Origin of the sequence: Mesorhizobium sp. M0701 (assembly GCF_040320365.1) — a bacterium.
GTDB lineage: Bacteria > Pseudomonadota > Alphaproteobacteria > Rhizobiales > Rhizobiaceae > Mesorhizobium.
Genome location: NZ_JAMYPO010000005.1, coordinates 216408 through 237811, shown reverse-complemented (window position 1 = coordinate 237811; position 21404 = coordinate 216408). Strand labels below are relative to the sequence as shown.

The window sequence follows — 21404 nt, the reverse complement described above, 5'->3', positions numbered from 1 at the left end:
CCACGGCATCAACACCTCCGGCCAAAAGCCAAAAGTGTTACCCATGTGTCCGGTACAAAACGTCACCTATGTCTCAGGCCGCGCATCCAATTTCTTCAATTCTGCAGGCATGACGTCGAGTTTTCCGCTCGTCGGATTCTCGACTGCCTGGGTTTAACAGGCCGGTCCGGTTAGGGGAGAACCGCCGCTCTGCCCCATGCCGCGCGCCACCTCTCGCGTCGCTGAAATGCGACAGGTGCTGATCATGGCAACGATACCAAAGTACCGGTGATACTATTGCGTATCAACAACCTGCCACAAAGCGAAGACTGTCACCCGCCGCGCAGCCGCGCTTCGTCGGGTTGATTTCTCCGCCCGAATATGATGCTTCTCCCGCCCATGAATAAACTATTTTCTGCGGTCCTCGCATGGACGATAGTGGCTTGGCCGGCCAGCGCAATGGACAGCGCATTGCGCGCCGGCCTGCTGAAACTCGATCCGCAAACCCGGCTGGAGCAGCGATGCGACGCCGAAATTCTCGACCGGATTACCCGCGACGACCACAAATACAAAGCCGATCGTGTCGTCGCCTACGCTTTTGCGACGCCCGAAATGGGCGCCGATGCGATCAAGAGCCCGGGTGCTGCGTTTCGCAGCAAGGGACAGTGGTACCGGCTGAAATTCAAATGCGAAACAGCGCCGGACCATATGGAAGTCCTGCAGCTCCGCTATCGGATCGGTGATGAAATTCCGGAAAGCGACTGGCCCAAATACAATCTCTATAACTAGGCATTCGCGACCTGTGGCCGCATTTTGCCGGTGTTCGGGCCGATCGTCGCAAACTCTGTATATTGCCGCAATAACGGGCGGTTTGCCGACCTTGTTCCAACCAGTCCCTTGACGCGCAGGAACCATACACGTTAGGCCCTCCAGGCATTCGACGCGAACGGTCGGCCAACCAGCAAGGGACTTCCAGTCGATGGAAATTTTCACTGCCGCGGGCTTCTCTGCCCTGCTCCAGGTCATCGCCATCGACCTCGTGCTTGCAGGCGATAACGCCATCGTCATCGGCTTGGCCGCGGCGGGCTTGCCGGTCGAGCAGCGCAAGAGAGCGATTCTCATCGGCGTGGTGGCGGCGACGGTGCTGCGTATCGGTTTTGCTGCGATCACCGTCACCCTGTTACAGATTGTCGGCCTGCTGCTGGCCGGCGGCATCTTGCTGCTGTGGGTGTGCTGGAAAATGTATCGCGAGCTGCGCACGTCGTATGCCGACGAGGTGGAGGCGACCGAAGCGCTGTCCAATTCCGATATCAACAGCGATGATATGGTGGCCGGCAAGGCGCGCAAGAAGACCTTGGGTCAGGCGGCATTGCAGATCGTCATCGCCGACGTGTCGATGTCGCTCGACAACGTACTGGCGGTCGCCGGCGCGGCGCGCGATCACTTCCAGGTGCTGGTGATCGGCCTCGTCCTGTCGATCGCGCTGATGGGCCTTGCCGCGAGCTTTATCGCCAAGCTGCTGCACCGCCATCGCTGGATCGCCTACATCGGCCTTTTGATCATCTTCTATGTCGCACTCGATATGATCTATCGAGGCGCTGTGGAAGTATTGCCGCATGTCAGCAGTGCGATGAGCTGACGCATCGACTCGAACTCGCATCGGCCGGGCCTTTCAGCTTCGGCGACGCTGGCGGTTGCGTTTCGCCGCAGCCGCCGCCCATACCAATGCCGCGACAAGTGTGGTACTGCGCCGCCAATCCTGAAAATCCGGAAAGCTTTGATGTCCGCCCCTCGCGTCAGTTTCGTCAGCCTTGGATGCCCGAAAGCCCTTGTGGATTCGGAGCGCATTATCACGCGCCTGCGCGCCGAGGGCTACGAGATCGCCCGCAAGCACGACGGCGCCGACCTGGTCGTCGTCAACACCTGTGGCTTCCTCGATTCGGCTCGCGATGAATCGCTCAATGCCATCGGCTCGGCACTTTCGGAGAATGGCAAAGTTATTGTCACCGGCTGCCTCGGCGCCGAGCCGGACATCATCCGTGAAAGACATCCCAACGTCCTCGCCATCACCGGACCACAAGCTTATGAAAGCGTGATGAGGGCGGTGCATGAGGCCGCCCCCCCGAGCCACGATCCCTACATCGACCTTTTGCCGCCGCAAGGGGTCAAGCTCACGCCGCGCCACTATGCGTATCTCAAGATCTCGGAAGGCTGCAACAACCGCTGCACTTTCTGCATCATCCCGGCGCTGCGTGGCGACCTCGTATCGCGGCCGGCGGCCGACGTGTTGCGCGAAGCCGAGAAGCTGGCCAAGGCCGGGGTCAAGGAGATCCTCGTCATCTCGCAGGATACCAGCGCCTACGGCATCGATATCAAATACCAGACCAGCATGTTCGGCGATCGCGAAGTGCGGGCGAAATTCCTCGATCTATCGGAAGAACTGGGCAAGCTCGGTGTCTGGGTGCGCATGCACTATGTCTATCCCTACCCGCATGTCGCGGACGTCATCCCACTGATGGCCGAAGGCAAGATTCTTCCCTATCTCGATATCCCATTCCAGCACGCCTCGCCGCAGGTGCTGAAGAACATGCGCCGGCCCGCTCATGGCGAAAAGACGCTCGAGCGCATTCGCGGCTGGCGCGACGTCTGCCCGGACCTTGCCATCCGCTCCACCTTCATCGTCGGCTTCCCCGGCGAGACGGACGACGACTTCGAGATGCTGCTCGACTGGCTGGACGAGGCCAAGATCGACCGCGCCGGCTGTTTCAAATACGAGCCGGTCAGAGGCGCCCGCTCCAACGAGCTCGGCCTCGAGCAAGTGCCGCAGGAGATCAAGGAAGCCCGCTGGCACCGCTTCATGCAGCGCCAGCAGAAGATTTCGGCAACGCAGCTAACCAAGAAAATTGGCAAGCGACTGCCGGTCCTGATCGACGAGGCGCATGGCAATTCGGCCAAGGGCCGGACCAAATACGATGCGCCCGAAATCGACGGTTCGGTCCATATCCAGTCGCGGCGGCCACTGCGCGCCGGCGACATCGTCACGGTCAAGGTCGAGCGCGCCGACGCTTACGACCTTTACGGCTCAGCCGTCTGATATTCCGTCCAAAATGAAAAGGGCGCCGCGTGGCGCCCTTTCGTTCGATATGTTTCCGACCACCTACTGCGGCAGCTTGTCGTCGACGCCCTTCACGTAGAAATTCATGCCGAGCAACGTCGCGTCGTCGGCGACCTCGCCCTCCTTCAGCCAAGGTGTGCCGTCCTGCTTGGCGATCGGCCCGGTGAAGGGGTTCCAGCCGTCGGCGATCTTCTTGGTGGTGGCTTCGGCCATCGCCTTGACGTCGTCGGGCATGTTGGTGAACGGCGCCAGCTTGACGGCGCCGTCCTTAATGCCGAGCCAGACATTGTCGGGCTTCCAGGTGCCGTCGAGCGCCGCCTGGACGCGGCTGATGTAGTAGGGACCCCACTCGTCGGTCAGCGCGGTCAGCTGCGCGTGCGGCGCGAACTTGATCATGTCGGAGGACTGCCCGAAGCCGTGCAGCTTGCGCTCCTCCGCCACCTGCAAGGCAGCGGTCGAGTCGGTGTGCTGGACGATGATATCGGCGCCCTGGTCGAACAATGCCTTGGCAGCATCGGCCTCCTTGCCCGGATCGAACCAGGAGTTCACCCACACGATCTTCGCCTTGAAGTTCGGGTTGATCGACTGTGCGCCGAGCATAAAGGAATTTATGCCCATCACCACTTCCGGGATCGGGAAGGAAACGATGTAGCCGGCGACGCCCGACTTCGATTGCTTGGCGGCGATCTGGCCAAGCACGTAGCGGCCTTCGTAGAAACGCGCATTGTAGATGCCGAGATTTTCGGCCGTCTTGTAGCCGGTGGCGTGCTCGAACATCACCTTGGGGAATTTCTTGGCGATCTTTACTTCCGGGTCCATGAAGCCGAAGGACGTGCCGAAAATGATCTTGCATCCCTCGCGCGCCAGGCGCTCGAAGGCGCGGTCGGCATCGGGGCCTTCGGAGACGTTTTCGAGATAGGCGGTCTCGACCTTGTCGCCGAGTGCCTTTTCCACCTCGAGGCGGCCTTGGTCGTGCTGGTAGGAGTAGCCGAAATCGCCGATCGGGCCGGTGTAGACCCAGCACGCCTTCAGCTTGTCCGCCGCCTGGGCTGATGCCGCCAGCGACAATGCGGCCGTCGTCGCCATCAGGGCAATAAGCAGTTTTTTCATTGTGTTACCTCTCTGAGTTAAGCCTTGGAGCTTCCGTCTTTTTGTTGTCAACGATCCGGAACGAATGGCTGGCCCAAGGAGGCCGGCGTGTTCATCATCGTCAAACGCTTGTTGCGCGAGATTAGAACGAGAACCACGACGGTTGCCAGATAGGGCAGCGAAGAAAGCAGTTGCGAGGGAAACGATTTTAAGAACGCAATTAACTTGTAGAGCAACCAGGGCGCGTCGACGAAGTCCTGCAGATTAATGGCTTGGACGTGAAGCTGGCCAACCCAGATCGCGCCGAAAATATAGGCGCCGGCCAGCACCCGCCATGGCCGCCAGGAGGCGAAGACGACCAGAGCCAGCGCGATCCAGCCGCGGCCGGCGGTCATGTTCTCCACCCATTGCGGTGTGTAGACCAGCGATAGGTGACCGCCGGCGAGGCCGGCACAAGCGCCGCCGAAAATCACTGAGAGATAGCGGTAGCGGATGACGTGGATGCCAAGCGCATGGGCGGATGCATGGCTGTCGCCGATCGAGCGCAGCGTGAGCCCGGTGCGGGTCTTGAACAGGAACCACATGACGGCGGCGGTCAGCGCGATCGAGATGTAGAAGATTGGATCCTGGCCGAACAGCAGCCTGCCAACGACCGGGATTGCGGTCAGGCCGGGAATATCGAGGTTTGGCAGCCTTTCGCCGGGCTGGCCGACAAAATTCGTTCCCATCATGCCGGAAAGGCCGAGGCCGAGCAGTGTCAGCGACAGGCCGGTGGCCACCTGATTGGTGGCCAGCGACAGCGTCATGACGGCGAACAGAAGCGAGAACACTGCCCCCATGGTGATTGCCGCCAACAGCCCTATCCAAGGCGAGCCGGTGAGATAGCCGGCGCCGAAACCGCCGACGGCACCCATGATCATCATTCCTTCGACGCCGAGATTGAGTACACCCGAACGTTCGACCACCAGTTCGCCGATCGCCGCGATCAGCAGCGGCGTCGCCGCCGTCGCGATGGTCAAGAGGATGTTGACGGTGATGTCCATCAGCGGGCTTCCTCCAGCTTCGGCGCTGCCTCGAGCTTCGGCGCGGAAAAGCCGGTCAGGCGAATGCGGTAATGGATGAGCGTGTCGCAGCCGAGCACGAAGAACAAAAGCATGCCCTGGAACACGCGCGCCACCTTGTCGGAGATGCCGAGCGCGCTTTGCACTGCCTCGCCGCCCAGATAGGTCAGCGCCAGCACAAGGCCTGCGGCGACGATGCCGAGCGGATTGAGCCGGCCGAGAAATGCCACGATGATAGCGGTAAATCCGTAGCCGGGCGAGATCACCGGCTGCAATTGTCCGATGGCTCCCGAGACCTCCGAAATCCCTGCAAGTCCGGCCAGTGCGCCCGACAGCAGGAAGGCAAAGAAGACCATGCGGTTAAGGCCAAACCCGGCGAAGCGCCCTGCCCTTGGGCTTGAGCCGAGCACGCGGACCTCGAAGCCTTTCAGCATACGGCTCATCAGGATCCAGATCAGTATCGCCGCGATCAGCGCGAAGACAAATCCCCAGTTTGCCCGGCCGGATTCCGGGAGGAGTTCCGGCAGTATGGCCGAGTCGTTGAACTGGATGGTCTGCGGGAAACCGTGGCCCTGCGGATCGCGCCACGGCCCGCGTACGAGCCAATCGAGGAAGAGCTGGGCGACATAGACCAGCATTAGGCTGGTCAGGATCTCGTTGGTGTTGAAGCGCGTCTTCAGCAGTGCCGGGATTGCAGCATAGGCGGCCCCACCGACCATGCCGAGCAGAAGCATCAGCGGCAGCACCAATGGGCCTTCGAACTGCGGAAACAGCACGGGGATGATCGAGCCGACAATGCCGCCCAGGATGAACTGGCCTTCGGCGCCGATGTTCCAGATGTTGGCCTTGTAGCAGACCGACAGTCCGACCGCGATCAGGATCAGGGGGGCGGCCTTGATCGCCAGCTCATGCAACTGCCAGACCTGGCTGATCGGTTCGATGAAGTAGATGCGGAACGCGGTCAACGGGTTGACGCCGAGCAGCGCGAACATGATGGCACCGGCAATGATCGTCAAAACGAAAGCGATGAAAGGCGAGAGTGCCGAAAACAGCATCGAGCGCTGCGGGCGTTTTACAAGTTCGAGGCGCATCAGGCCGTCTCCAGCGTATGTTCGGCATGACCGGGTTCGGCGCCGCCCATCAGCAGCCCGATTTTCTCGAACGTCGCTTCAGCTATCGGCAGCGGCTTCGACAGTTCGCCATTGTGCATGACCGTGATCGCATCGGAAATCTCGAACAGCTCGTCGAGGTCCTGGCTGATCACCAGCACCGCCGAGCCGCTGCGCGCCAGTTCGATCAGCGCCTGGCGGATGTGGGCCGCCGCACCCGCGTCGACCCCCCAGGTCGGCTGATTGACCACCAAGACGCTCGGCCGGCGGTCGAGTTCGCGGCCAACGATGAATTTCTGCAGATTGCCGCCCGAAAGAGCCGCAGCCTCCGGATCCGGCGCGCTCTTGCGCACGTCCATTGCCTTTATGATGCGCTGGGCAGCGGTATGGATCGCATCGCCCTTGACCATTCCACCGGCGCCGACAAACATCTTGCCATCGGTGGCGTGGCGCGACAGAAGCAGGTTCTCCGAAAGCTTCATGCGCGGTGCTGCGCCATGGCCGAGCCGCTCTTCCGGGACGAAGGCAGCGCCCATCAGACGCCTGCCGGTGATGGTGAGGCCGCCGGCATCCTTGCCGCGGATGCGGACCGAGCCGGCATCCTGCTGCAGCACCTCGCCGGAAACGGATTCGAAGAATTCGCCCTGGCCGTTGCCGGCCACACCGGCAATGCCGATCACCTCGCCGGCGCGGACCTCGAGATTGATGTTCCTGAGCGGGATCGAGAACGGGGTCGCTGGCTTGCGGGTGAGTTCGCGGATTTGAAGCAGCACCGGCGCGGTCTCGATACCCTCGGCCGGCGCCCGCACCACGGCCAGCACTTCGTTGCCGACCATCATCCGCGCCAACGAAGACGCGGTTTCCTGGCGCGGATTGCAATGGCCGACCACCTTGCCGTGACGCAGCACGGTGGCGCGGTCGCAGATCCGTTTGACCTCTTCCAGCCGGTGCGAAATGTAGAGGATGGACTTTCCTTCCGAACGCAGCCGTTCGAGCGTCTCGAACAACTTATCGGCCTCCTGCGGCGTCAGCACCGAAGTTGGTTCGTCGAGTATGATGAGTTGCGGCGTCTGCAGCAGGCAGCGGATGATTTCGATACGCTGACGCTCGCCGACCGACAGATCACCGACCAGCGACAGCGGATCGAGAGGCAGGCCGTAACTGTAGGAGAGCGCCCTCGCCTTGGCCGCGATCGTGCTGATCGGCGAGCCATCATCCAGCGACAGCGCGATGTTCTCCGCCGCCGTCAGCGCTTCGAACAGCGAAAAATGCTGGAAAACCATGCCGATGCCGAGCTTTTTTGCGGTACCGGGGCTGGTGATCCTGACCGCCTGGCCATTCCAGAAAATCTCGCCGGAATTCGGTTCCAGCGATCCAAACAGCATTTTCACCAGGGTCGACTTGCCGGCGCCGTTCTCGCCAAGCAACGCGTGGATCTCACCCTTGGCAATGTTGAGATCGACATGGTCGCACGCCGTCAACGTGCCGAATATCTTTGTGAGGCCGCGAACCTCAAGCAAGTTTGCGCCGTCCTGATCTGCACTCACGGTGCCTCCATCTGGTTTGCCAGACATGTTCTGTGTTCCCGCAAGCATCGTATGCGCGGGCTGCTCTCTACGGTAAGCGCCTCACGACTTGAAAGAGCTTCAAGAATTTCAGCGGAAACTCAAGCGGTAAAGAGCAGTTCGCAAGAACGGCGGGGTCGGCGGCCCGAAACGGCGGGCGCCTAAGGGATAAGTATTGTTGTCCCGGTGGTCCGGCGCCCTTCGAGATCGGAATGCGCCTTGCCGGCCTCGCTGAGCGCGTAACGCTGGTTTATCTTGATCTTGACGGCGCCGCTGAGCACCACGTCGAACAAGGCGGCGGCGGAAACCTCGAGGTCTTCGCGCCTGGCATTATAGACGAACAGCGTCGGCCGCGTTGCGAACAGCGAGCCCTTCTGCGCCAGCAACGAGATGCTGAAGGGCGGGATCGGCCCAGACGATTGACCGAAGCTGACGAAAGTGCCGAGCGGCCGCAGGCAATCGAGCGAGGCTGGAAATGTGTCGTTGCCGACTGAATCGTAGACAACGTCGCATTTCTTGCCACCGGTGATAGCGGCAACGCCGGCCACGAAATCCTGTTCGCGATAGTTGATCACGTGGTCGAAGCCATGCGTCTTGGCGAGCTCGATCTTGTCGGTGGAACTCGCCGTGCCGATCACTGTCGCGCCGAGATGCTTGGCCCATTGGCCGAGGATCAGCCCGACACCGCCGGCCGCCGCATGAAACAGGATCGTGTCGCCGGCTTTCACCTTGAATGTACGGCGCAACAGATATTCGGCGGTCATGCCCTTTAGCATCATGGCTGCGGCCTGTTCGTCGCTGATGCCGTCCGGCACCTTCACCACGCGGTCGGCGGGGATCACGCGCTGCCCGGCATAGGCGCCGGTCGTCACGGCGTAGGCGATGCGATCGCCGGGTTTGAGCCAGTCGACATCCGAGCCGACATCCAAGACCACGCCGGCCGCCTCGCCGCCAGGGATCAGCGGAAATCCGCCCTGCGGCGGATAAAGGCCAGAGCGATAATAGACGTCGATGAAATTGAGACCGATCGCGGTATGCTTGACCAGGATCTGTCCCGAGCCCGGCTGCCCGGGATCGGCATCCTCATAGGTCAGGACCTCCGGGCCGCCATGGGCATGGATGCGGATCGCTTTGGACATTTTCTGGCTCTCTTGGGATCAGGCTTTCTTATCCGGCTTGGCGCCGAGATTTGGGAAGAACTGCATGATAGCGCCGATGCAGGCGAGGTAAAGCCCGGTGAACGTAATCCCGAACTTGATGAAATCGCTGACCTGCTCGCCCAGCACGCCGATCTGGTCGTAGAAGGAGGCAAGTGCGGCCTGCGCCAGCGCCAGCGCGCCGAAAGCGCACCAAAGCAGCGTCATGCCGAGATTGATTGGCCGCAGCCGCTTCACCCGCACCGGATGGATGAAATTGATCGGCACGAAGGTGAGAATGGCGGCCACCACGACCACCGCGAAAGAAACCCATTGTCCGGGCTCGATGACGAACAGCGTGAACACCACCATGTTCCAGACGACCGGAAAGCCCTTGAAGAAATTCTCCTTCGTCTTCATGCCGGTATCGGCATAGTAGATTGCGCTCGACACCACGATGATCGCCGCCGACAGGAACGACAGGCGCTCGCCCATGAAGCCGCGCTGATAGAGCGCGAAGGCCGGAATCAACACGTAGGTCACGTAGTCGATGATGTTGTCGAGCAGTTCGCCCGACCAAGTCGGCAGGATTTCCTTGACATCGAGCTTCCTGGCGATCGGCCCGTCGATGCCGTCGACGAAAAGCGCCAGCCCCAGCCACCAGAACATCGCCGTCCAGCGCTGCTCGCTTGCTGCCACTAGCGACAGAAACGCCAGGAATGAGCCCGACGCGGTCAAGAGATGGACCGAGAACGCCCGCGCCTGAGGCCATGTGACTTTCTTCTTCGGCCGCGGAATCCGGTCGGCGATTTTCCTGGCCGTCGTCTTCTTGCTCACGGGCCCCGCCAGTCCAGCTTGCAGATTTCGGCCGAACGGCCAGCAAAGTTCCAGTTGCGGCCAAAGGCCCGCATTTTGCTCTTGTCGGATTTGGCGACGATGATTTCCGGCGCAATCCAGTATTCCGAATTGCTGATGATCGCATCCTTGTCGCGATCCTTGCCGGTGATTGGCGTCACCGCACCATCGATGATCTTCGGTATCTGAAAGATGCGTGTTTTCGCACGCGTCTCGTAGGTGATCGGCACCTGCTCGGCGCCGAGGAACTGTCCGACCAGGATGGAGAGCAGCGATGTGGTTCCACCGGCCTTGCCGGTGAATATCTTCGTCAGTCCCTTCACAGCGTAAACCGAGGCGCGCTTGTCGATGAACAGGCCCGCCGTCCAGTTGCCGCGGCTCATATAACCGGGGATTTCCATGACCAGCCCAAGATTGAGACCGGACAGGTCGACCTCGCCGAAATGGCCGGCATCGATCCGGAACCCCGCCCAGGTTTGGCAATAGCCTTCCGTAGGCGGATGATTGCCGAGCGACAGAACGCAAGGGCAAAAAACCGTGCAATTGCAGGAAAGGATGAGCTCTCCCTTCATTGCCCAGTTTTGATCTGTCATCGAATTCTCCCCCTCATGCCGAGACTACTAGTAGCGCGGCTGCCCAGACAAGCAGTATCGCACCGCCCAACCGCGTCGGCAGATTGCCTGCCGTCTGTTTTTCGACCAGGCTGAACAAGCCGATCAGCGCCATCCAGAACACGTTCATCACACCGACGGCAAACATTACCAGCATCAGCGCCCAGCAGCATCCAAGGCACCACAGGCCCTGCTCCATACCGAGCCGGAAAATGCGAATGGGCCTGGCGCTCCAGTTGGCGAACAGGACCGAGAACGGATTTCTGCACTTCTCCAGACAGGCTTTCTTCAGCCAGCTGAACTGATAGAGGCCAGCGATCGACAGCGCGGCCGCTCCGGCAATTCCAAGCAGCGGATCGAGCATCTGCCCGGATGACACGAATGCATGGACTGCGAGCGTCAGGGCAGCGAATATTGCCGAGGCGGCAAGCCAGACGCTCAAATATCCAGCGACAAGGATCAACGGATGGGCAACGGGTTCCCCCTTGATCCTGGCGGTATCTGCGATCTCGCAATAGGTGCGGATCATCGGCGCCGCGGAGGGCAGCATGGTCGCGATGGCCATCAACAGCCACATCGCGGTGAGTGCCCCGCCTTGCGCCCCTACGCTTGCGCGAAGCGGCGCCGGCGCAAGGCAAAGGGCGAAGAAACGCGCAAGGAAATCCGGCAGCGGCAGCTGCGGCAGGTTCCCCAGCATCGTGTCGCCGGGTGCATCGGTGCCCGGGAGCCGGCTTACGGCACCACGAACTGCCATTGCGCCGAGAAGGAGCCAGGCAAGGGCGATGCCCATGCCGGCAACGACGCTCACCGTCAGTCGAGGGCTGCGCGCAACGCTCGCCATCGCGCGGCCGGTGCCGTCGAGATGGCTGAAATCGTCTTGTTGGCCGGTCATGGCAACCGAATGGGCCGAATCGCCGCGTTGATCAAGCCGCATCACCTGACCTATATGGACCAGCAGGTCGGACGGGCCTCACCTCGCAATCCGGAAGTCGAATTTGAACCATCGGGAAACAGCACGGATACTGGTCGCCGGCAGCGGCCCTGCGGGGCTGATCGCGGCGCTTGGCTTTGCCGAGGCGGGCTTTCCCGTGACGCTCGTCGGACCCGATGCAGCCGGCCCCGACGGCCGGACGACAGCCTTGATGAACCCTGCCCTGAAGATGTTCGAACGGCTAGGGATCTTCGACGGAATCAGGCCGCACGCAGCGCCGCTCAAGGTGATGCGTATCGTTGACGCAACCAACCGGCTGATCCGCAGCCCGACAGTGACCTTTCGCGCCAGCGAGATCAACGAAGAGCAATTCGGGCTGAACTTGCCCAACAGCGTTCTCAACCGCACGCTAGCCGAGGCTGTCGCGCATTCGGGCATCGAATGGCGAAAGTCGATGGTGGAGGCATGGCGCCTCGATGCCGACCATGCCCATGCCGTTCTCGCCGACGGCAGCGAGGTTGAGGCATCGTTGGCAGTTGCCGCCGATGGCCGTCAGTCGCCGGCCCGCGAGGCAGCCGGCATCCGCACCTCGATCCGATCCTATCCGCAGGCGGCGTTGGTGCTCAATTTCGGTCACCGCAGCGACCATGCCTTCACCTCGACCGAATTCCACACCGAGACCGGTCCGTTCACACAGGTTCCCCTGCCCGGCAACCGGTCCAGCCTTGTCTGGGTGCTCGAACCCGATATCGCCAAGGACCTTGCAGCACTCGACGACGCCGAGCTTTCGACGCGGGTCGAACAGCGGATGCAATCGATGTTGGGCCGCGTGTCGGTTGAGCCCGGCCGGCAGGTCTACCCCCTTTCAGCGGTGAGCCCGTGGCGGTTTGCGCATCGCCGCGTGGCACTTGTCGGTGAAGCCGCCCACGTGTTTCCCCCAATTGGCGCGCAGGGCCTCAATCTCGGCATCCGGGACATCGACGACCTGATTGGTGCCGCAAGCAGAAACCGCTCGGACCCGGGCGCCCCCAAGGCGCTTGCAGCCTATGATTTCAAGCGGCGGCCGGACATTCTGGCGCGCAGCAGCGCGGTCAACCTGCTCAACATGTCGTTGCTTTCCGACATGCTGCCGGCTCAGATGGTGCGCAGCGCTGGCCTTGGCGCGCTTGAGGGGTTTGCGCCGTTACGGGCGTTTTTCATGCGTGAGGGTCTTCGACCCGGCAGCGGTTTTGCGGCGTTTTTTGGCGGATTGCGAAAACCGGCTGAGCGATAGCGATCTTGGCCACCGCCCTTGATCCGCATCTCGCGATGCTCAACCCGGCATCAAGGGGATCGGGATTGAATTGACGCGGCGTATGCGCCAAATAATGACGATGTCGACCTTAAGGTCTGGGCCAGTCTTTGCCGGACCGGTGCGTAAGAATCTAAAGTCCTGGAGCGTTCCTTGCGTGTTCCAGGATGCGTGGCGTTCAAGAAGTTCAAGTGGTGAGTGCGATGAAGACAGCCAAATTCTCGATCGGACAGGTGGTTCGGCACCGGCTGTTTCCGTTCCGCGGCGTCATTTTCGACGTCGATCCGCAATTCGCCAATACTGACGAATGGTACGAGGCGATCCCCGCTGACGTGCGGCCGCGCAAGGACCAGCCTTTCTATCATCTGCTCGCCGAGAATTCCGAAACGGAATACATCGCCTATGTGTCCGAGCAGAATTTACTCGAGGACCGGTCGGGCGAACCGGTCCGGCATCCGCAGATTGGTGAAATGTTCGACAAGAAGCCTGACGGGCGCTACGAGCCGAAGTACCAATTGAGACATTGACTTAGCCGGGATCTGGCTGGACTGGGACAGGCTTGAGACATGGCTGGACCCGACAAACAGCCGGTCCAAACGAAAAAAGCGGGGCATGAACCCCGCTTTTTTGTTGGTTCGAAAACCCGTCGATCAGTTGGCGGCCTTCGCCTTTTCCTGCTCTTCCTTGAGCTTCTTGGCAAAATCCTGATTGTTCTTGGCGACGAACTCCTGGAGCTTCTTCTGTCGGTCCTCGATGTCCGACTGCTGCAGCGGCGGGCCGTCGAAGGCGCCGCTGAAGCCGGTCAGCGCAATCTTGATCGGGTTCGGCTGGTTCTGGAAATTGACCGAGGTGAGCGTCAGCGCCGATCCCTTCTTGAAGGATGCGACAAGCTGATCGCTCAGCGGCACTTCCGCCACGCAGCGATCCGGAAAACAGATCACATAGTCGAGCTTCTGCGCCTTGCCGCCGTCGATCTGGAGGCCGATGCCGGGAGGAACGAGACGGCCGGTCGGAACCGTCACCTGGAACACCTTGCGGTTCACCTTGCCCTTCAATTCGATCAGGCTGACGCCGGTGATGAGCTGGCCGTTGCTGGCGGTGGTGATGTTCTGGACATTGCAGATGTCGACGTCTTCCTGCTTGGTGCAGGCCTTGAACCAGCCTTGCGGAATCTGCTGTTGCTGCTGCGCGGAAGCAGCGGGAATCCCGGCGCCCAGAATGCCGACCACGCCAGCGGCCATGACCGACAGGCGGTACGCGTTGCTGTTCAGGCTCGTCATGTCGTGCATTCCTCTCAAATGATCCCGGAACCGGCTTTTTTCATGCCGTGTGGTCCAGCTACCTGTTGCCGAAATGAGGCAACAGAATGACTTCGGACGGCGTGTTACACTGCAAGCGGTGCCGAATCCAGCCCGGGTCTCGCGAATCTTGGCCGAAGGATAGGCTCAAGGGGTTGGCCGGTGCACGACCGGCTCATGTATGCTGCGCATCGAATCGGGAAGGAGACGGTCATGGGCCGCGTTGTCGTTTGGCTGATCGCCGCAATGTTGTTTGTCGGCCTTTCCCTGCAGCCGGCCCTGTCGGAACCGAAGCACGCGCTTGCCATGCAGGGCGAGCCGGCGCTGCCGGCCGACTATAAGCATTTCAACTACGTCAACCCCGACGCGCCGAAAGGCGGCAGCATTACCTCTTGCGTCGTCGGCAGCTTCGACAATCTCAATCCGTTCATCCTGAGAAGCCTGCGCACCACCGCGCGCGGCATGATGGATCAAGCCTTTGGCAATCTTGTCTTCGAGCCGTTGATGCAGCGCAACTACGACGAGGCCTTTAGTCTCTACGGCCTGCTCGCCGATACCGCCGACATGGATACCGAGCGCAAGAGCATCGAATTCCACCTCGATCCCAACGCCAAATGGTCGGACGGCGAGCCGGTGACGCCGGAAGACGTGTTGTTTACCTATGACGTCTTCACCGAGAAGGGCCGCCCACCTTACAGCCAGCGAATGAAAGCGATTGCCAAGCTCGAAAAGACCGGCGACCGCAGTGTGCGCTTCACCTTCAACGACAAGGCCGACCGCGAATTTCCTTTGATCATTGCGCTGACGCCGATCATCCCGAAACACGCCTTCAACAAGGACACCTTCGACAGGACGACGCTAAAGCCGGTGATCGGCAGCGGGCCTTACACGGTGGCGCAAGTCGTGCCCGGTCAGCGCATCGTGTTCAAGCGCAATCCGGACTATTGGGGCAAGGACGTGCCGTCCAAGCGCGGCTTCGACAATTACGACCAGATCACCATCGAATATTTCCTCAACGCCAACGCCAAGCAGGAAGCGTTCAAGAAAGGCATCTGCGCCATTGACGACGACAGCGACCCGGTCAAACGCGAGCGCGATCTCGATTTTCCGGCCTTCCACAGGGGCGAGGTCATCGCCGAAACTTTCGATACCGGCATTCCGCCGGTGGTCAACGGTTTCCTGTTCAACACGCGGCTGCCGAAATTTTCCAATCCGGTCGTGCGGCGCGCGCTCGGCATGCTCTACGATTTCGAATGGGCCAACAAGAATCTGTTCGGCGGCAAATACACGCGCACGATGAGCTTTTGGCAGAATTCCGAGCTGTCCGCGCTCGGCCACCCGGCCAGCGAAAAGGAAAAGGCCCTGCTGGCCCCCTACCCCGGCCGAGTGCCCGCAGATGTCATGGACGGCACCTACAGGCCGCCCGCTACCGACGGCTCCGGCCAGGACCGCAAGGTGCTGAAGGCGGCATTCGAGCTGCTGAAGAGCGCGGGCTATACGGTGCAGGACGGCGCGATGCTCGATCCCGAGGGAAAGCCGTTCGGTTTCGAGATCCTGACCGCCTCGCAGGACGAAGAGCGACTTGCCACTATCTATCAGCGCACCCTTGAGAAGCTCGGCATCGATGTCGGCATCCGCAGCCTCGACGGTGATCAGATCCAGTCGCGCAAGCAGCGTTTCGATTTCGAGGTGCTGGTCGGCTCGACCGGTTTCAACAACTCGCTGTCGCCCGGTATCGAGCAAACCGGGCGCTGGGGATCCGCTGCCGCCAAGGCCGAAGGCTCGTTCAACCTGGCGGGTGTCGCCGACCCCGCAGTGGATGCGGCGATCGAGGCGATGCTGAGAGCTCGTTCGAAGGAGGACTATGTAGCGGCCGTCCGCGTTCTCGACCGGCTGCTGATCTCCGGCAATTACATGGTGCCGACGCAGCACAACAACCAGCAATGGCTCGCTTATTGGAACTATCTGGAACATCCGCAAAAGACGCCCATATACGGTTATCAGTTGCCGACCTGGTGGCGCAAACCGAAGTGACCTCTTCACAACAGGAGATCAAGATGAACGACGAGAGCTCGATTACCGTCGATGTGGTCTCCGACGTCGTGTGTCCCTGGTGCTTTATCGGCCAGAAACGGCTCGACAAGGCGATTGCCGCCGTCGATATCGACGTTCACATACGCTGGCGGCCCTTCCAACTCGACCCAACAATCCCGCCCGAAGGCAAGAACCGCCGCGACTATATGGTGGCGAAATTCGGCAGCGAGCAACGCATCCGCGAAATCCATGCCCGGATCGAACCGCTGGGCGAGGCTGAAGGCATCTCCTTCGCATTCGACGCCATCAAGGTCGCGCCCAATACGCTGGATGCGCACCGTCTCATTCGCTGGGCCGGCACGGCCGGCGAGGCCATTCAGAACCGGCTGGTGCGCCGGCTGTTCCAGCTGAATTTCGAGGAAGGCGCCAATCTCGGCGATCATGCCGTGCTGATCGAAGCCGCCCGCGAGGCCGGCATGGATGCGTCCGTGGTCGAAACGCTTCTGCCGACCGACGCCGATGTAGAGGCCGTGCGCACCGAAATCGCCACCGCTTCGCGCATGGGCATATCGGGTGTGCCGTGCTTTCTGCTTGAAGGCAAATATGCGGTGATGGGTGCCCAGGACGCCGATACGCTCGCCGATGCACTCCGCCAGGTCGCCGCGGCCAAGGCACGCGGCGAACTGGAAACAGCGAACTGAGTCGGACTATTTCACGGTCACCTTGGCCTTGCTGACGAAAAAGCCATGGCCATGCTTGCCGGTGCAGGTCAATCCCTTGGTGGATGACTGGCAGGAAAATGGCCCCTTGCTCCACCTGTTGCCGTAGGCCAGCCTGGTGACGCCGCCGCAGCAGCCTTGCTCGCCCGGATTCTTGATCAGCGTCGCCGGGCCTTTCGGGCCGAGGATGATCGTGACGTAGCTGGGCTCGACGCGCGAACAACTCAGTTCCGGTCCGCCATCCTGCGGCTCGTAGGTGCTGGTGCCGCCCTTCGGTGTGTAGATGCAGCCAATATTGCCGGACGGCGTGTTGAACTCGATCTGTCCCTCGGCGTTTGCGGGAACGGCCTGGCTGCCGGCATATGTTTGCGGCAGCCAGGCGAACGTTGCGAGCATCGCCGCAAACAATGTCCGTGCAAGCATGAAGAACTTCCCCCCGGTTCAAACCTGGATGCGTCCGGCAGGTTCGATCCGAAGCGCATCTTTGTCAAACGAGGTTTGGGCGCGCTTTTAAAAAAGCACGGGCCAATTGATATTGATCCGCATCCTGGACTGTGTCGGCAAAGTCATTGCTTGGCCGATTACGGGTTCCTGACAAGGCGGCTTCAAACACGAATCATACGGTCACGTCCTGGCCGCCGACGAGGCCGGACTGGCCGTGAAGGCGGTTCAGGCTGTGAAGATCGGCCGCTGGAAGGCGCTTCTATGTTCACAAAGCTGTGTGAAGACCTTCCCTTGGGGAAGATCTCTACTTGCTCGGGCGCAGGCAAGTAACTATTTGAAATTGCGTTGGTATTCCGCCCCTCGAAACGTGACGGCACGGCGCCGTGATCATTCATTCTGTTGCTCCACTGCAACGGCCGGCAAGCTAAGCAACCTGCGACTGGTGAAAAGCTAATGGAAAATGATCAATTGGTGTTACTGTCCGTAACAAAAGAAAAATCGTTTGGGCGGGATAGTGATTCGGGTCGACAGACCAACGCGACATTCAATATCGGAAAAATGGCTCCGCGGTGCCGCAAGGCAGTCGCCCCTGACGCCCGTATCTTCGATGCGCAGCTTCTGGGGGCTGATGCGGGTCTACTGGTTCTCGGACCGCTGGAGGGAAGCCTGGACGCTGACGCTGGTGATCGCGCTGATCATCGCGCTGTCCAGCAAAGCCGACGTCTGGTTTACGGTGGCTGGGGCCGAGCTGGCGGCTTCGATCGCTTTTTTCCACGATGCCGCGAACACGACGCCACTTAAGGCAATACTGACCAACGCCGGTTGGCTGGTGCTGCTGGTCGTGCTCAAGGACTTGGTTATTGCCGGCATTCGCAACCTTGTTTCCAAGACATTGCATCGCAAATGGCGTGGCTGGCTGGATAGCCGATTCAACGAGGCCTTGCTCGACTCCAATCATTCGCATTTCCATGCCCAGCATGGCTCTTCCGGGAATGCAGCTCCCGACAATATCGACCAGCGCGTGCAGGAATCCATCAAGGCCATGACCGGTGGAGCCATCGGGCTTGCTTCGGGTGTGCTAGGCGTCTTCGCTTCGTTCTACTTTCTCGGCGGCGAATTGCTGAAAAACTCTGTCGAGGTGAAGGGGCTGGAGTTTCTCGGCAGCTACGGCAGCGCCGTCCTTGCTCTCCTGGCAATCGCTGTGTATGTGCCGTTCAACACCTGGATCGCGTTGAAACTCGGCCGAATGCTGGAGTGGCTAAACGTCAGAATGCAGCAGGCCGAAGGCAATTACCGCAGCGAGTTGATCACGTTCCTGCGCCGCAGTTTTCATGTCGCCGCATCGCAGGGCGAGAATGTGCAGAAGACTGTACACAGCCAGCGTTATGCAGACATTGACCGTACCTGGGCCAGACTGAACATCGTCAATACCGGCTACACCTCGTTCGAGCTGATCTATAATTTCATCGGTGCCAAGATTGTCGCTTTCGGGCCCGGGCTGGTGCCCTTCATCCACAACGGCCTCGACCTCAAGGGTTATCTGACAGCTTCCGGCCAGGTCGATAAGCTGATCAGCAACTGTTCGTGGTTCATCCATGTGATGCCGGAGATCGCCACCTTGCGCGCCAACAGCCAGCGCGTCATCGAATTGGCGCAGGCAATCGAAAACGTCCAGCACCCGCAGGAATTCTATCAGCAGACCGGCCGATCCGAGTTCCGCTACGACCACCAGAACCCGGTGTTCGGCCTGACCATCCAGAAGCTCGAACTGGCGCATCAGGGCGAGGACGCAACGCCCTTCCTGAGTGCCGCGAACTTGCGCTTCCGGCGTGGCGAGTGGACTTTCCTCAAGGGCGAATCCGGTTGCGGCAAGACCTCGCTGATCAAGGCGATCAACGGCCTGTGGCCTTATGGCCGCGGCACCATCGTCTTCCCGGAAGGGGTCAGGAGTTTCTACGCCGCTCAGGAGGTGAAGCTGCAGCAGGTTTCGCTGAAGCAACTGGTCTGCCTGCCCGGTTCCGAGCATGATTACGCCGACGTGCAGGTCGCATCCGCCCTGCACAAGGCCGGTCTCGGCGACTTCATCGAGCATCTGGCTGATGAGAGCCGTGAAGGAAAGATCTGGGATCAGGTTCTCTCGGGTGGGCAGAAGCAGAAGCTGGTTGTCGCCCGCATCGTGCTGCAGCAGCCGGGATTGCTGTTCCTCGATGAAGCCACCGGCGCGCTCGATCCCGAAGGACGGATCGCCTTCCATCAGGCGATCAAGGACAATTGCCCTGATGCAACGGTGATCTCGATCATGCATGAGGCGACGCCGCCGAGATCGCTCGCGGGCACCGAATTCTACCACAGCGTGGTTGCGATCGCCGACGGCGTCGCTACCAAGAAGCCGCTGGTTCCGAGCTTGCCGGTCGAGCTCACCACCATCCTCACGCAGCCGACACGGCCGGCCGAGGACAAATGGCTGCGCTTTCCCCGCCGGCTGAAGCAGAGATAGCCGCGGGCACCATTGCCAGCGTCCAGCCAGCCTGCCACGTCGCCCGATCACAGTCTCGCGATCCGCCGGTTTGCCGCCGTTTTAACCCGCTCTCGCGATTGACTCGGCAAGGCGCGCTCCTATGTTGCGCCGGCTTGCAGAATCTCAACTCGAACCCGCGAGCAGAAAGGTCACCGCGCCATGCCTGGCGACAGTCACAGTCGAACGCAACCGCCGTCCGCTTGACGTGGCCTGACAGGCTCACGTCCTGCCGGACGGCAAGGAGTGAGCCATGAACGAGTTTTCCCCTGTCGCGGGCGGCGATGCCATCGCCATCGCTCGCGTACTTGCCAACGAACACGTCGCCGACATCGTCGAGGCCTTGAACCAGGAGCCCCGCGAGACGGCATCGGAGCTGCTTTGCGAAGTGCCGTTCGAGCGGCTGGTCGAGATCTTCGACCAGCCTGAACTCGACGGCGCATCCGAACTGGTCGAGGCGCTGCCCCGCATCAAGGCAGGCAGACTGCTTGCCGCCATGTCGGTCGACCGCGCCGCCGACATACTGCGCGATCTGAACGAGCCGGCTCGTTCCGAACTGCTTGGTGGCCTGGCGCCACCGCTGCGCGCGACGCTGCTTGCCATTCTCGGCTATCCCGAAGGCAGCGCCGCCTCGCTCATGACGACCGAATATGTCAGCGTGCCGCCGGACTGGAGCGTGGCCCGCACGCTGGATTATATCCGCAAGGTGGAGCGGACGCGCGAAACCGTCTACGCGATCTACATCGTCGATCCGCAAACGCATGTCCTGTTGCGCTCGACCAGCCTGCGTCGACTTATCGCTGGCGGGCCCGACGAGCTGATCATGGCAATCGCGCCGGATCGTGCGCCTATCACCGTTTCACCGCTGACCGATAGTGAAAAGGTTGCTCAGTTGATCTCGAAATATGATCTGCTCGCCGTTCCGGTCGTGGACAACGGCAAACTGCTCGGCATCGTTACCATCGACGATATTATCGACACGATGATCGACGAAACGACGGAGGATGTGCATCGTTTCGGCGGCATGGAGGCTCTCGACGAGCCCTATATGAAGATGGGCTTTCTGGCGATGATCCAGAAACGCGCCGGCTGGCTGTGCGCGCTGTTTATCAGCGAGATGCTGACCGCAAACGCGATGCAGAGCTACGAGGGCGAGCTGGAAAAGGCGATCGTGCTGACGTTATTTATTCCATTGATCATGAGCTCCGGCGGCAATTCCGGCTCGCAGGCGACCTCGCTCGTCATCCGGGCGCTGGCGCTGCGCGAGATCGGCCTTGGCGACTGGTGGCGGGTGGCATTGCGCGAGCTGCCCACCGGCCTGGTGCTTGGCTCGATTCTTGGCGTGGTCGGCGTCTGCCGCATCGCGCTCTGGCAGTATCTCGGCTTCTACGACTACGGCCCGCACTGGCCGCTGATCGCAATGACCATCGGCGCCACGCTGGTTGGCATCGTCACCTTCGGCTCGTTGTCTGGATCGATGCTGCCGTTCGCCCTGAAGCGCATGGGCTTCGACCCGGCCAGCGCATCGGCCCCGTTCGTCGCCACGCTGGTCGACGTCACCGGGCTGGTGATCTATTTTTCTGTGGCGCTGGCGATCCTGCGCGGAACGTTGCTGTAAGAAAACTCACGCACTTCCATCGCGGCAATTTCGT

19 protein-coding genes are annotated in these 21404 nt (G+C 61.0%); 9 read left to right on the top strand and 10 right to left on the bottom strand.

Features of this window, described 5'->3' with window-relative positions:
* Positions 1–360: 360 nt before the first annotated feature.
* From NKI24_RS07770 to rimO, 3 genes are all read left to right on the top strand, one after another.
* A complete protein-coding gene (locus tag NKI24_RS07770) occupies positions 361–768 on the top strand; it encodes a DUF930 domain-containing protein (protein WP_036238130.1) in 408 nt (135 codons plus the stop codon).
* A 190-nt stretch (positions 769–958) separates the two neighbouring features.
* On the top strand, positions 959–1618 hold the full coding sequence (locus NKI24_RS07765; RefSeq protein ID WP_352682728.1) for a TerC family protein: 660 nt from the start codon (positions 959–961) through the stop codon (positions 1616–1618).
* 141 nt (positions 1619–1759) lie between these two features.
* The gene (gene rimO, locus NKI24_RS07760) at positions 1760–3073 is read left to right on the top strand and encodes a 30S ribosomal protein S12 methylthiotransferase RimO (RefSeq protein WP_352682730.1); all 1314 of its coding nucleotides are present in this window, start codon (positions 1760–1762) and stop codon (positions 3071–3073) included.
* Between the two features lie 63 nt (positions 3074–3136).
* Here rimO and NKI24_RS07755 read toward each other — a convergent pair whose 3' ends face one another.
* The 8 genes from NKI24_RS07755 to NKI24_RS07720 all read right to left on the bottom strand — a co-directional run bounded on the left by NKI24_RS07755 (position 3137) and on the right by NKI24_RS07720 (position 11412).
* The gene (locus NKI24_RS07755) at positions 3137–4204 is read right to left on the bottom strand and encodes a BMP family ABC transporter substrate-binding protein (protein WP_352466189.1); all 1068 of its coding nucleotides are present in this window, start codon (positions 4202–4204) and stop codon (positions 3137–3139) included.
* Positions 4205–4251: 47 nt separating this feature from the next.
* Positions 4252–5226 (bottom strand): ABC transporter permease, encoded by a 975-nt coding sequence (locus tag NKI24_RS07750; protein ID WP_352448916.1) that lies wholly within the window; start codon positions 5224–5226, stop codon positions 4252–4254.
* Positions 5226–6338: an ABC transporter permease gene (locus NKI24_RS07745; RefSeq protein WP_352636755.1), complete on the bottom strand. Its 1113-nt coding sequence runs from the start codon at positions 6336–6338 to the stop codon at positions 5226–5228. The genes NKI24_RS07750 and NKI24_RS07745 overlap by 1 nt, the downstream gene beginning before the upstream one ends.
* Positions 6335–7927, bottom strand: coding sequence for an ABC transporter ATP-binding protein (locus tag NKI24_RS07740; RefSeq protein WP_502893792.1), 1593 nt, complete (start codon positions 7925–7927; stop codon positions 6335–6337). The genes NKI24_RS07745 and NKI24_RS07740 overlap by 4 nt, the downstream gene beginning before the upstream one ends.
* A 152-nt stretch (positions 7928–8079) precedes the next feature.
* Positions 8080–9057, bottom strand: a complete 978-nt coding sequence (locus NKI24_RS07735) for a quinone oxidoreductase family protein (protein WP_352448914.1) — start codon at positions 9055–9057, stop codon at positions 8080–8082.
* Between the two features lie 18 nt (positions 9058–9075).
* Positions 9076–9852: a phosphatidylcholine synthase gene (gene pcsA, locus NKI24_RS07730; protein WP_502894951.1), complete on the bottom strand. Its 777-nt coding sequence runs from the start codon at positions 9850–9852 to the stop codon at positions 9076–9078.
* Positions 9853–9887: 35 nt separating this feature from the next.
* Positions 9888–10502 (bottom strand): DUF1326 domain-containing protein, encoded by a 615-nt coding sequence (locus tag NKI24_RS07725; RefSeq protein WP_352448912.1) that lies wholly within the window; start codon positions 10500–10502, stop codon positions 9888–9890.
* Positions 10503–10515: 13 nt separating this feature from the next.
* On the bottom strand, positions 10516–11412 hold the full coding sequence (locus NKI24_RS07720; RefSeq protein WP_352448911.1) for a DUF2182 domain-containing protein: 897 nt from the start codon (positions 11410–11412) through the stop codon (positions 10516–10518).
* A 103-nt stretch (positions 11413–11515) separates the two neighbouring features.
* Between NKI24_RS07720 and NKI24_RS07715 the strand changes: the two genes are divergently transcribed.
* Both NKI24_RS07715 and hspQ read left to right on the top strand, forming a co-directional pair.
* Entirely contained in the window at positions 11516–12724 is a 1209-nt protein-coding gene (locus NKI24_RS07715) for a UbiH/UbiF family hydroxylase (protein WP_352448910.1), read from the top strand.
* 221 nt (positions 12725–12945) lie between these two features.
* On the top strand, positions 12946–13269 hold the full coding sequence (hspQ, locus tag NKI24_RS07710) for a heat shock protein HspQ (RefSeq protein WP_352613626.1): 324 nt from the start codon (positions 12946–12948) through the stop codon (positions 13267–13269).
* A gap of 123 nt (positions 13270–13392) precedes the next feature.
* On the opposite strand, the gene NKI24_RS07705 is transcribed toward hspQ, so the two are convergent.
* Entirely contained in the window at positions 13393–14022 is a 630-nt protein-coding gene (locus tag NKI24_RS07705) for an invasion associated locus B family protein (RefSeq protein WP_352744247.1), read from the bottom strand.
* Between the two features lie 231 nt (positions 14023–14253).
* Between NKI24_RS07705 and NKI24_RS07700 the strand changes: the two genes are divergently transcribed.
* A complete protein-coding gene (locus tag NKI24_RS07700) occupies positions 14254–16074 on the top strand; it encodes an extracellular solute-binding protein (RefSeq protein WP_352744244.1) in 1821 nt (606 codons plus the stop codon).
* A 23-nt stretch (positions 16075–16097) separates the two neighbouring features.
* The gene (locus NKI24_RS07695; RefSeq protein ID WP_352471875.1) at positions 16098–16775 is read left to right on the top strand and encodes a DsbA family oxidoreductase; all 678 of its coding nucleotides are present in this window, start codon (positions 16098–16100) and stop codon (positions 16773–16775) included.
* A 6-nt stretch (positions 16776–16781) separates the two neighbouring features.
* Here NKI24_RS07695 and NKI24_RS07690 read toward each other — a convergent pair whose 3' ends face one another.
* Entirely contained in the window at positions 16782–17216 is a 435-nt protein-coding gene (locus NKI24_RS07690; protein WP_352448905.1) for a hypothetical protein, read from the bottom strand.
* A gap of 628 nt (positions 17217–17844) precedes the next feature.
* Between NKI24_RS07690 and NKI24_RS07685 the strand changes: the two genes are divergently transcribed.
* Positions 17845–19734 (top strand): ABC transporter ATP-binding protein/permease, encoded by a 1890-nt coding sequence (locus NKI24_RS07685; protein WP_352744241.1) that lies wholly within the window; start codon positions 17845–17847, stop codon positions 19732–19734.
* A gap of 271 nt (positions 19735–20005) precedes the next feature.
* Positions 20006–21370, top strand: a complete 1365-nt coding sequence (mgtE, locus tag NKI24_RS07680) for a magnesium transporter (protein WP_352448903.1) — start codon at positions 20006–20008, stop codon at positions 21368–21370.
* Positions 21371–21404: the final 34 nt, after the last annotated feature.